9 protein-coding genes are annotated in these 12,990 nt (G+C 35.5%); 5 read left to right on the forward strand and 4 right to left on the reverse strand.

Features of this window, described 5'->3' with window-relative positions; all coding sequences use genetic code 11:
• Positions 1-38: 38 nt before the first annotated feature.
• From EL165_RS06915 to EL165_RS06925, 3 genes are all read right to left on the reverse strand, one after another.
• Entirely contained in the window at positions 39-1,058 is a 1,020-nt protein-coding gene (locus EL165_RS06915) for a PDDEXK nuclease domain-containing protein (protein WP_002978357.1), read from the reverse strand.
• Between the two features lie 80 nt (positions 1,059-1,138).
• On the reverse strand, positions 1,139-2,878 hold the full coding sequence (locus EL165_RS06920; RefSeq protein ID WP_002978355.1) for a hypothetical protein: 1,740 nt from the start codon (positions 2,876-2,878) through the stop codon (positions 1,139-1,141).
• A 61-nt stretch (positions 2,879-2,939) separates the two neighbouring features.
• Positions 2,940-3,998: a hypothetical protein gene (locus tag EL165_RS06925; protein ID WP_002978353.1), complete on the reverse strand. Its 1,059-nt coding sequence runs from the start codon at positions 3,996-3,998 to the stop codon at positions 2,940-2,942.
• A gap of 188 nt (positions 3,999-4,186) precedes the next feature.
• Here EL165_RS06925 and EL165_RS25780 point away from each other — a divergent pair, with 188 nt between their 5' ends.
• On the forward strand, positions 4,187-4,339 hold the full coding sequence (locus EL165_RS25780; RefSeq protein ID WP_002978352.1) for a hypothetical protein: 153 nt from the start codon (positions 4,187-4,189) through the stop codon (positions 4,337-4,339).
• 300 nt (positions 4,340-4,639) lie between these two features.
• Here EL165_RS25780 and EL165_RS06935 read toward each other — a convergent pair whose 3' ends face one another.
• Positions 4,640-4,954 carry a hypothetical protein gene (locus tag EL165_RS06935; protein WP_002978349.1) on the reverse strand — a complete coding sequence of 105 codons (315 nt, stop codon included), beginning with the start codon at positions 4,952-4,954 and terminating at the stop codon, positions 4,640-4,642.
• Positions 4,955-5,445: 491 nt separating this feature from the next.
• Between EL165_RS06935 and EL165_RS06940 the strand changes: the two genes are divergently transcribed.
• The 4 genes from EL165_RS06940 (at position 5,446) to EL165_RS06955 (ending at position 12,981) form a co-directional block, all read left to right on the forward strand.
• Positions 5,446-5,976 carry a hypothetical protein gene (locus EL165_RS06940; protein ID WP_002978347.1) on the forward strand — a complete coding sequence of 177 codons (531 nt, stop codon included), beginning with the start codon at positions 5,446-5,448 and terminating at the stop codon, positions 5,974-5,976.
• A gap of 132 nt (positions 5,977-6,108) precedes the next feature.
• A complete protein-coding gene (locus tag EL165_RS06945) occupies positions 6,109-9,105 on the forward strand; it encodes a SusC/RagA family TonB-linked outer membrane protein (RefSeq protein WP_002978345.1) in 2,997 nt (998 codons plus the stop codon).
• Between the two features lie 4 nt (positions 9,106-9,109).
• Entirely contained in the window at positions 9,110-10,483 is a 1,374-nt protein-coding gene (locus EL165_RS06950) for a RagB/SusD family nutrient uptake outer membrane protein (RefSeq protein WP_002978343.1), read from the forward strand.
• A complete protein-coding gene (locus EL165_RS06955) occupies positions 10,483-12,981 on the forward strand; it encodes an alpha/beta hydrolase family protein (protein WP_002978341.1) in 2,499 nt (832 codons plus the stop codon). The genes EL165_RS06950 and EL165_RS06955 overlap by 1 nt, the downstream gene beginning before the upstream one ends.
• The last annotated feature ends 9 nt before the right edge of the window (positions 12,982-12,990 follow it).

Below are 12,990 nucleotides of genomic sequence, written 5' to 3' on the forward strand. Positions count from 1 at the left end.
TCATGTTTTCGCGCCGAAAATATGCATTATAAAACTACTTATTCTTTCAATGCATTTTCAACTTCCTCTATAAGCTCTTGCTTATCAGGTAAAATTGTTACATATTTTGAAGCAAATACATTATTTTCAAATCCTCCTAAGATATACTCTGCTGTGATATCGTCTTTTTCAGCGCACAGAATTATTCCTATTGGTGGATTATCATTATCATCGTTAATTTCTGTTTTGTAATAGTTTAAGTATGTATTTAATTGACCTCCGTCAGCAATGTTAAGTTTAGTTGTTTTAAGCTCGATGAGGATATACGATCGTAGAATCTTGTTGTAAAACACCATATCGACGTAATAATGGTTATTATTGATAGTTATTCTTTGCTGGGAACCGACAAACATAAATCCACGCCCTAATTCCAACAAAAAATCTTCGATATGCCTGATTAGTTTTGCTTCCAAATCTTTTTCTAAAATTGGCTTATTCTCAGGAATTCCAAGAAATTCAAAAACATAAGGATTTTTTAAAATATCACCCGCATTTGCTATTTCCTGTCCTTTTCGAGCTAATTCTAGAACTTTTTCTTTATTCTTAGACCCTTGTGAAAGCAAAAGTCTTTCATATAAGGAACTATCAATTTGTCTTTTCAATTCCCGAATAGACCAGTTTGAATTTACGGTTTCTTTCTCATAGAAACTACGTTTTGCTTTATCTTCTATAATTAAAAGCTCACAAAAATGTGTCCAGGTTAAGTGTCCAGTCAGCGACTGGACATCCGGATATTCGGTATAAAGCTTTCTCATATTAAAAAGGTTGGAACGAGAAAATCCTTTTCCAATTTCCTTTGTAAGAAGTTTTGATAAATTCAAAATTATCTGCCTTGATGACTGATTATCTAAATTATTCTTCTGTTCTGTATCGACAATCTCTTTACCGATTCTCCAATAAGTAAAAATCAATTCCTGATTGACACGTTGAGATAAACTTTTTCTTGACGATAAGATTATAGATTTAATATTTTCAACTAAATCTCTATCAATAACCGTTAATTTATCTATATCACTCATACTACAAAAATAGCAAAATATTAAATCCTTCTAAATATAAAATTGTACGCCACTCAATCCTTTGGCCCATAAGTGCACATTTAATTCTCAATCCAATCAAACTTCTTGTTGGCTACTAAATTTGATTTTATTAATTTGTTTATTGAATGCTCAACCGTTAACAAGCCTCTAGTTGTTTCTCCGGTTCTTTGAATAGCTTCATACCCTGAACAAGAATGATAATGCCTAAATATATTGAAAATACTTTGCTTTCTTAATTGAAGTGACATTTTTATATTTTGCAGATCAGCAACATTTATGATGGTCAGCGGGTGAATTTTATGCAATTCATTTTCTATTTCAATATTTTCGGAGAGAAGCAAACTCTCAAATTTGCGCTTAAATGCCATTGAAGTATAACCGGAACTGAAAATAAAATCATTTACAATCAAAGTGGGATATAGATGAACTTTTCTACTAAAATCAAATAAAGGATCTTTTATATAATGTTTGTAGTTATGGAATTCTTTAATAGTCTTTTTCGCAAGCTGTATTAAGCCATAATCTTTGTAAAATTTTTCAAAGTCAATTTTGTCAAAATCCTCAAGCGTTTTAACGGTTTTATACCCATTAACTAAGGGAAGGTAATTACTTTTTGCTTCTGCCAGTATAATCTTGTTTTTTTCACGAATATAGTAATCGGCATATTCAATTTCATTTCTTCCATCCAGTTTAAATTTTAAGTCATTAGTATGTCTGAAAACTACTCTTGGGTTATCTCTGAAGGCTTCTGAAAAAATATTTTCAATAAAGGGTTCAAAAAATTTATCCCCGATGAAATTTCCCCAATCATTTCTATTACAAATATTAAAAGGTTTTAAATAATCAAACCAGAAATCATTGATGAATAAAGAGTATGTTTTTTCAAGCAATAATTTATTGTCAAGAATTAAATAAGTTATTAAATTTCTATTATATTCATCACTTGCTCTAAATAAAGGATTCTTCTTGATTTCCATAAAATCGAAAATTTTTAAATCTGTTTTCTCAATTTTTCCAGTTACATTTCGTTTACTAAAAGCATCAAGGATATCTACATATTCCCTATTGTCTGCTAAAATATTAATGTAACTAACATCCAACTTATTGTCGAAGCTTTTAAAGTAGGTATAAGCTAAAAATTTGAAGAACTCTATCAAGGATTCAATCTTGAAAGTCTTTTTCAGATAATCAGAAAAATGTTTACCAAAAAATTCATCTTTCTCAATTGTTGTAAGTAATGAAAATGACTTATAAAGGAAATTGACGGGGTTAAGGCTATGATAATATTGATTTTGGGGTAATTCTTTAAACATAAAAAACTCGAAAAATCTTTCACCGAGTTTTTCATAACCACTTGACCTGTATTCTTGGTCAAATACCAAAACATTGCTGTTTACACATAGCAGATATCGAAGAATTTGCTCCCTATTCTGAATTGTATACCGAGGTGTCTTCTCTGTAAAATTGTTAGAATTTAAAATTTCCTGCAAAGCATAGAGACAGGTTACCCGCGAAAATAGAACATAATTTTGCGGTGTTTTTAAATATTCATTTATAAAATCTAAACAATTTGAATCCTCTAGGTTATTATGATTATCCAAAAATAAAAATCTTAAGCAAGCTACTTGCGTTTCGCGCGAATCATCTATGTATGAGCTATAGACAGGATTTATTTTTGAATTTATAGCTACAACCGTAGCAATGAGTTCTTCTTTTGGAATTTCTGCGATTAAATCCAAAGGTTTACTAGGAAAGGGCTCCTCGTAAGCTTCTGAAAATTTTATTAGATGTCCGAACATGGTTATTATTTAGTAGTTTAGCTTTATAGTGATGTTGTGAAAATTTCTCTCCAGGAAATATCTATTCTATTTCGATATTTATATAATCAAATTCCAGTTTCAAATTCTGTTTTAAAAATTCAATGTACTTTTTATCACTATCGTTTGCCGGATATTGTCCAACCACAATATGTTTTTTTGGCCTTTCATCGCAGTCATTAAATGAATATAGTAAAACCTGTCCCAGAGCTTCTTTTATACATTCAGAAGCATAAGATGATGATTTTACTTCATAAAAAGTAATGTAGTCCTTTTGAATAAGTTTTATATCAACAAAATTTTCTTCAGGAAACACGTTTTTTTCACCATATTGAGCACATAGTAACTTATACAGTGCTTGCTGAATCTTACCATGTTTCTTTTGAGCAATAAAAGAACGGGCTACAGTAGTCCTAATATGTTCTTCCGTATTTATTTTGCTTGCGGCTTTCCTTGACCGTAATTTTTTTCTTAGATGATGTATCGCAACCGCAACATCGACGGCATTTTCAGTATTTCCGAACTGGTCATAAAGTTGCCTCATAAAAGAATATACATCCAGATTTACAGGCTTATTTTGCATCATCACATTTTGTATTTGTGAAATTGTTGTACGCCGATTTGTTTTCAGACCAAAATGTTCAGCTATTTTAATTAAAACATCATTCTTGAAAATTGGGATAAGCCTCTCATTAGAATATAAAAACGCAACCTTCCACTTAAACAGATCAGGCAAAACTAAATCATCAATTTGCTCAAATTTTCCAAGTTCAGACAGCTGAATAATTTTTATGATTTCATCTTGTACTTTTTTAAATGCTGCTCCCCTCTCCTCTCCGTAAGCTGCCAACCAAGAATATTCATCATCATTTTCGTAATTTTTAGGTCTTTTGGCCTGATCCTGTCTTTGATAAATACCAAATTTTATAGAAGTCATCCCCTTTATACTTCCTAGCATTCGTGTTTTAGTTTCTACCCACTGGCAGAAAGTGTCTTTATTTTTTAATCCAACATATTCTTGTAAAGACATACTTTTAATGTTTTCAATAGGCCACCGATTTAGAAATTGGTCAAGTAGCTCTCTTAATTCATCGATATTCATTTATCAGCTTTTATCTTCAATATACAAAAACATATTGATACAAAATTTTTCATTTTTTTAAAACTGCATTAGCCCTACTAATTTACTATTTGTTGTCCCAAACGTCCTGAGGGGCTATTGTGTTTTCATTTCCACGACAATATGAATGCTATTTCGAAAAAGTTTGTTATCTTTATGAAAATACAAATATGAAAACAATGAAAATCTACAGCATCTTGGCTACAATATGTATTATTTTACTATCCATCTGGATTGTTATTCTACACAAAAATCTGAAAGAGACCGAAGAAGTTCTACAACAATGTTCCGAAAGATATTATAAAGAAATCAGTGAAAAATAAATGGAAAAGGAATTATCTTTTTACGAATTTACTCAGCTCCCAAAGGAAGAACAATACAACTTGGCATTCACCCTCGGCGAGTTCATCAATACGTCAGAGAAAGGCAATGTTAGATTTGCATTGTATAAACTTTTCAATTTCTATGTCGAAGCAGTTTATGATTCCAAGGAAAACAAAATTATTACCCTAACTAGCTTTTTGAAGTCTGACTAAAGAAAATAAAAAATATTACACCTATCGATGCAATGCCTTACGTAGCTATCACTTCTCTTAGAATAAATATTTTATTTCTTAGCTATTTCATGATTCTTTATAGGCTTTCTTGACTAATACTCCTTTTCGATCTTTTTTAAATTTTAGCATCTTATTTTTGTCTTCAACTCTACTGAAAAATTCTGACAATGAAATCTCAAAATAATCGCAGATTGCAAATAATTTACTACAAGTAATATTATGGTCAGTAGAAGTATACCGCTCCAAAGCAAGATTTTTTCCATATTCAGTAAAATATTCATTGTTAACATCTAACAATGCCTTGCCACTTTGTTTATAAAGGTCTTTAATTACTTCTGAAATTGCATCAGTTAATTCTGGAATTTTAGTTTGCTTTCTCATACTAACAAATGGAGTAATAAAAAACAACCTTAACAATTACACATATGTAAATTATTTTTATTATATTCGCATATTGAAACATCAAAATATTGATGTATTTTTGCGAAACTTTAAAAAAATATTAAAAGCATTCGCTTAGAATCTCGGATAGAAAAACTGGCACTTTTTAGCAACGAGACGATAAGCAGATTGCTCACGACCGCGCGGCGTGGGCTCTCTTATCTGTTGCAAGGTATGCCAGTACCCCTATCCAGTAAGTAGAGTTCCACGCCGTTTTTATTCTAATGCTGTCCGCCTACTCCACTATTTCTAAGCTGCTTTTACTATAAAGATTAGGCAGGTTACAATGGCAGCGCATCCATTGGGGCATTTTAGCTCACACCAATTTTCATTCATATTAAATTTCGACCTGTAGAGGCAGGGAGTTTTCTGCACTGGTAAGGCTTCCTCCAATACGGTCTTTAAAATCAAAAACTACTAAAAGACAGCTATTGAAAAACAAAAAAATAGATTTTGAGTCACGGTTCTGGTCTGGCAGTAAAACGAATTCAAGGATAAAACTTATTGAAAAATTCTTTCAATTCAACGACCTTGTTACTGCCAAAGAACTATTGAACCAAATTATGATTTATTCGGGCAAAAAGAAGTCTGTAATACCGGAAGATTCTTCGGCGATATTTCATTTTCATCAAGCTTTACGGTCTTTAGTTCGTGCTTGCTTTCTCCTATTGCAGAAAGAAAAAAGATGGAAAGTCAACGACCCAGCGGAGAATTATTCGCCATTAGCACAGGGTTCACTTTCAGATGGTGAATTTATAAACCCAATGCTGGTATTTCAAAAGGCTTTTGGAGAATACTCCATCAAAGATTTCGAGTACTACATTTCGGTGGCTGTCTATTTTTCGTTGGGTACCTATTCTCACACCGCTGAAAGTAAAATCTTTGTTCCATACCTGCATTTATGCAAAATGCTTGATGCATCATACCTCATCTTAGAAAGAGGAATCCAAAAGAAAAAATAACCATTAATCAAATAAGCAAAGAATGAATAACACTACTTAAGAATCCCCTAAAACATAATAAAAAAGCCCTTTCCGCAAAGTTGACGCTGGTTGGAAAGAGCAAAGTCTAATAAATTAAACTATATCAAAAGTATGAAAAAAAACTTTTGCAGGCTAGGCTGTATTCAACTTTCAGCCACTTTAACCCTGCTAGTCTCGGGAATGGCAATAGGACAAGTAAGAACCATCTCGGGAACGGTCACACAAAATGGGCAGCCAGTCAGTAATGTCTCGGTATTTCAGGAAGGCAGTACAGAAGTTACAATTACTAATTCTTCCGGGAAATATCAGATCCAAGTTGCCGGAAACAATCCCGTTCTTATTTTCAAACATCCAGATTATGCAGAACAACGGCTAGACATCGGAACAATATCCACTGCCAATATTGCTTTAAGCAATAGGGAAAGGCAAATTGAAGAAGTTGTGCTTAACGCAGGTTATTACAAAGTAAAAGAAAAAGAAAGTACGGGAAATATCGCGAAGGTTACAGCAAAAGAAATTGCAAACCAGCCTGTCACTAATGTTCTTTCTTCTATACAGGGGCGGGTTTCCGGAGTGAATATCACGCAAAGTACGGGAGTTCCCGGTGCTGGCTTTGATATTCAGATTCGTGGCAAAAACAGTCTGAGAAGTGCTGGAAACGAACCTTTATATATCATCGATGGTGTTCCATACGGAGGGCGTGTCAATGCACAAAACTCTGCCGCCATCCTTCCTTCCGGCAATATTAGCCCTCTAAACTCCATTAACCCCAACGATATCGAAAGCATTGAAATCCTTAAAGATGCTGATGCGACAGCCATCTACGGTACACGTGGTGCGAATGGCGTTGTTCTCGTCACGACTAAACGCGGCACAAAAGGACGGTTAGAAGTTTCCCTGAATACCAACTATGGACTAAGTAAGGTGGCAAACCATATGGAAATGATGAATACCGAGCAGTATATTTCAATGAGAAGGCAGGCTTATGCGAATTCTGGAATCGCTACCTATCCTTCCAATGCCTACGATATCAATGGAAAATGGGATCAATCGCGATATACAGATTGGCAAAAAGTCTTAATAGGCAATTGGGCAGAGTTACAGTCAACTATGATTTCGTTAAGTGGCGGAGGAGCCAACAGTAGCTTTTTAATTAGCGGAGGGCATACTGAGCAAACCACAGTTTTTCCGGGCAATTTTCGCTATAAGGTAAATACTTTGATGTCAAGCTACAATTATAAATCTCCTAATAAAAAGTTGACCCTCTCATTTACAAACAATTTCAGCACTTCTGATAATAATGTAATTAACACGGATCTCACCAACCGATCCCTGTTTTTAAGCCCCAATGCACCTGCTCTTTATAAGCCAGATGGAACATTAAATTGGGAAGATGGGACATTCGCCAATCCAATTGCTTCGCTGGAAGGCGTGTATAACAATACGATGAAACAGTTTAATCAAAGCCTTAATGTGGACTATTTAATAGGGCTTGGCTTAAATTTCAAAATAAATGGTGGTATGAACTTTCAGGACTTTGAAGAATTTGCCGTCAAACCAAACACAATGTACAACCCGGCTTCAACGTCAGGTTCCAGTCCACAATATTCAACTTCCTCAAAGGGTCTTAATAAAATATTCTCATTCATAGTAGAACCGCAATTATCGTGGAACAAAAAAATCAACAGACATGAACTGCAGGTCTTGGTAGGAAGTTCATTGCAAACGACAAGGAATCAGCAATCAGGCATAACAGGGACAGGATTTTCAAGCAACGCTTTACTGTACAATATTGCAGCGGCAACAACAAAGACATTCAGAGACGAAATCGATATTGATTATCGCTATGTTTCTCTATATGGAAGAGTAAATTATCAATTTGCAAACCGATATATACTTAATCTAACCGCAAGGCGGGACGGTTCCAGCCGCTTTGGTTCAGCTAACAGATTTGCAAACTTTGGAGCACTTGGCGCAGCATGGTTGTTCTCAGAAGAGAGCTTTTTAAAAAACAGCAGATGGCTCAGTACAGGAAAATTAAGAGGAAGCTTCGGTCTGACCGGAAGCGATGCTATCGGTGACTACCAGTTTCTTGATACATATACCTTATCAACAAGTTCCTACAATGATGTCGTAGGATTTTATCCATCAAGGCTTTACAATCCTTATTTCAGCTGGGAAAAAACAAAAAAACTGGAGGTTGCGATTCAGCTCGGCTTCTTGAAAGATAGGCTGATGCTCCAATCCGCATATTACCAAAACCGTTCATCCAATCAGTTGGTTGGAATCCCATTACCCGCTACAACAGGTTTTTCATCGGTGCAATCCAACCTGGATGCAACCGTTGAGAATACCGGATGGGAAGTAGAGCTGTCAGCACATCCTATCAGAGGTAATAAATGGAATTGGAGCTCTTCCTTCAATATCACGATTCCCAAAAGCAAACTGTTATCTTTTCCAGGACTGGAGGGTTCATCATACGCTAATACGTATGTAATAGGCTACCCCACTTCTATCGTCAAGCTATACCAATATGAAGGTATTGACCCCAGCACTGGATCATATCTCTTTAAAGACTACAATGGGGATGGCAAAATAAGCAGTCCCGATGACAATAAAGCCATTGAAAATATCGGAACGAAATTCTTTGGCGGATGGCAGAATGAAATTAGCTACAAAAACTTGAGCCTGTCATTCCTATTCCAGTTCGTAAAACAGACCAACTACAACTACATAAGTACTATGCCCTACCCCGGCAATATGAACAATCAGCCAGCTGCGTTTACAAATGTATGGTCTCAAAACAATCAAGGCGGTTTTATTATGCCTTACTCAGCCGGAACCAATGCACAGATTAATGCGCTTACAGCGAACTACATCGCAAGTACAGCAGCGATCGGCGATGCATCATTTATAAGGCTAAAAAATATCCAGTTAAACTACAAAATACCTGTTAGGTCTTCATGGATAAAGCAGGCTTTAGTATATGTTCAGGGACAAAATCTGGCGACATGGACGAACTATTTCGGTCTCGATCCCGAGTTTACGTCAACCGGATATCTTCCCCCTTTGAAAACTTATTCTTTAGGATGTCAAATAACTTTTTAAAATTATGAGAAATAAATATAACATACTTTTTCTTTTTGGGATCACAGCATTTAACTTTATCTCCTGCGACAATTTGATAGAGCCCGACCAGCCGACAAACCAAATTAGCAGTACAGATGTATATAGTAACGTCGGCAATGCCGATGCTGTATTAAGTAATTTATACGCGGAATTACAGTATAATTCCGTATTGTCTGGCGGGACAAGAGGCTTGGGAGCACTCTTGGGAAGTTACGCTGACGATCTCGATAATTATATGGCGGCGTCTCAAACGGCTTACCTGGACATATATAATACTCAGGTATTACCAACCAATACGGTTCTAAAAACATTGTGGACAAATGCATACAAAGAAATCTACATCTGTAACAGTATCATCGAAGGAGTATCAAAATCATCCTCTATAAAAGATGAGGATAAAAATAGAATTATCGGAGAGGCGGTTCTAATAAGATCAATAATTCATCTTCGGCTTACCCAGATCTTTGGGGACATCCCATATGTTACTTCTAGCGACTATACGATCAATCAAAGCATTGGAAAATCTGCTTCTGGACAGGTATTGATGAATATAATAAATGATCTTGAAACCGTAAAAGATTACCTTAAAAATGATTACCGAAATGCTGAAAGGATTTATCCCAATCGTTATATCGCTGTCATGCTGCTTTGTCAGTCTAATATGTTATTGGAACAATGGGAAAAAGCAAGAATGTATGCAGAGGAAATTATTGCCAGCCCTTTATATCAATTAAATACAGATCTCAATCTGACTTTTAAAAAAGATGGTAAGCATATCATGTGGCAATTGAAGCCGCTAAAAGCAGGTGATGCCACGGAAGAGGCAAAATTGTACTTAATTTCAAGTGTGCCGCAGAACTATGCATTATCTAACAACCTTGTAAGTACATTCACATCCACGGACCTGCGGAAATCGTTATGGATTAAAACAATAACCTCAGGGTCAAATACGTATTATGGTAGCATAAAATATAAAAATTCATCTTCAAATACAAACGAATATTCAATCGTATTCAGAATTGAAGAGGTGTATTGTATGATGGCTGAAATTTTGGCACGGCAAAATAACGTGAGCGATGCGCTTACTTATATTAACAAAATACGAAACAGAGCAGGTTTGGCCAACATAAGCAATACAATTTCAAAAGACCAATTGTTAAATGAAATATTAGCAGAAAAAAGAAGGGAATTTTTTACTGATGGTGGACTGAGATTTTTTGACCTAAAACGATTCGACAGATTGGGTGATCTTTCTCCCAATAAACCCAATTGGCAAAATTTCAGAAGCTTGTGGCCAATCCCACAGTCTGAACTCATCCTGAACCCAAATCTGAACCCGCAAAATCCTGGCTATTAATGAAAGTTTTGCTGAAAATATATTCGGGAATGGTGATGCTAATCTGCGTACAAATCCTGGGACAAATGTCAATAGACCTTCCCAAGAGATTTAGGAATACTGTGTATGATGTAAAATTCCTGAAGATATCACATAATGATAGATGGATTTGTTTTCAGAAGTCATACGATTCAAATAGTGATACCCTTGTAGTTGTCGACCGTCAAAAACCTAATAAGGAATTTTATCAAAAATCTGATGTTATTCCTCTATATACAACCTTTACGCCCAATGGATACCTGTTCTTGCGAGGACAAAAATCGTCTGAGCTGTTAAAACTTCCCTCTACTGCTAAAGTATCGTGGAACAATGTTAAAGATGCAGTTTACGACAGTGTTTTTAATGTTATCCTGCTGATACAAGATGATGATCTCCTAATTGCTGATCAGGAAGGAAAAACCATTAATATGGTAAAAAATGTAAGGTCTATTCTTATCTCAAAACAGCGGAAGTTTGCAGTTGTTTCAGAAGGAACCAAAGAATCTTTATATATGATTTCAGGAAAAGACATCTTTAAGATATACGAAGGGGAAGAAAAGATAAAGTTTGTACTTGACTCAAACCTGGAGAACACAATCATCCTGACAGAAAATAGCGCAAAAAAGAAAAACCAGATTGTTAGCCTAAGCAATACAGGTCAGGAATTACCAAAGCCATTTAGTGTCAGCCAGGAGGTTGACCTAAATATCAGATCAGCTAAAGTTTTCCCCGTTACTCAACACCAGTATTTCGTGACATTGACCGTGAACAAGAAACGAAATGATAAAAACGCTCCGGACATATGGTATTCTAATGACAGTAAGCTGGAAACAAAGTTCTATGATGATACTGTTGAGTGCAGTTATCTGTGGAGAACTGATTCAAATACAGGAGAGCTGCTCGGCTACGGTGATGAAGATAAAGCCGCTTACTTTGGTAATCCCGACTATTATTTTAAATACAATCCTTATAAAGGTCAGGACTATTCGACGAACGTTTTGACCTATGAAGCTGAATTGGTTGGAATTTCAACGAAAAAGCCTGCTCTTACAATAAAAAGCAATATTATTATTGCCTCAAAAACCGGAGAATTTATAATAACATTAGAAAATCAATACTGGAAATTATACAATCTTTCTGAACTATCACAAAAGCAACTGCCGGTGGAATATACGCGCTATCATAAATATGGCTTTCCACGATGCTATTTTGCAGATAATGGGGAAAAAATTTTGTTCGAATCCAAAGGATTATTATATGAATATGATATAAAAAAGGGTATCACGAAGAAGGTGCCACTGATTGATGGTTACGAAACTCAAATATTGAACGGTGAACGTTCCACTTTTATTAAGGAATTTTCAACTAATACATACGATGCTTCAAAACCAGTTATTATTCGGTTCTATAATCGTGAGGAAAACCGATCTGCGCTCGCACTATACAATGGAAAGTCCGTTCATATTGTTTTAAAGCCCACGGCTGAAAATATTAGCACTATTAATCTTGCCAGTGGCTCACAAGCAGTAACCTATACCAAAAATACAATGAAGGACGTTCCCACGATCTTTTACAACAATAGAAAAGAGCAAGAACTTTATATAACAAATAAGCATGACCTGTCAGCTTTACAGAATCTGAGATCGAAGACAGTACAATATTACGGTCCTGACGGAGAAAAGCTATATGGTATTCTTATCTATCCGCTGGATTACCATCAAGGGGTAAAGTACCCGATGCTCGTTAGTATCTATGAAAAACAAAGGTACTTTGAAAATAAGTATCTTAAAGATGGCTTTGAAGGGCCTTCCGATGGCATCAATATCAGAAATCTTATCCAAAAAGGCTATTTTGTGTATTTGCCGGACATTAGTCTTGGAAATAGAGGGACCGGTGAAGCGGCTTTGGCTTGTGTTCATAGCAGCCTTGATACGATAAAAGATATAAGTGAAATTGATTTTCGGAAAGTCGGCCTGATCGGATTCTCCCATGGAGGCTACGAGACCAACTATATTGCAACACAATCCGACCGCTTTGCCGCATATATTTCCGGAGCCGGAAACAGCGATTTGGTACGGTCTTACTTTTCATATAATTATCAATTTAATGGCCCGTTTTACTGGCAGTTCGAAAACGGTCAATATGAAATGCCCAAACCCTTTTTTTCAGACAAAGAGCTGTACATTAAAAATAGTCCGGTCTACAATGCCGATTCTGTAAGAGCTCCAATCCTTTTATGGACTGGTTCTAATGATCAGAATATTGATTGGCAACAGACTATAGAATATTTTCTCAGTCTAAAAAGAAGTGGTAGAACTGCATTTGCTATCGTTTATCCTAATGAAGGACACGGGCTTGCCAACACAAAAAATTTGCTGGATATAGCCGTTAGGATTGAAGACTGGTTTGATTTTTATCTGAAGGGAGACAACAGTGTTGACTGGATAGAAAAAGGATTATCAAAGAAGGATGCTGATTAGCATCCTTCA

The sequence above is a fragment of the Chryseobacterium gleum genome (genome assembly GCF_900636535.1).
GTDB lineage: Bacteria > Bacteroidota > Bacteroidia > Flavobacteriales > Weeksellaceae > Chryseobacterium > Chryseobacterium gleum.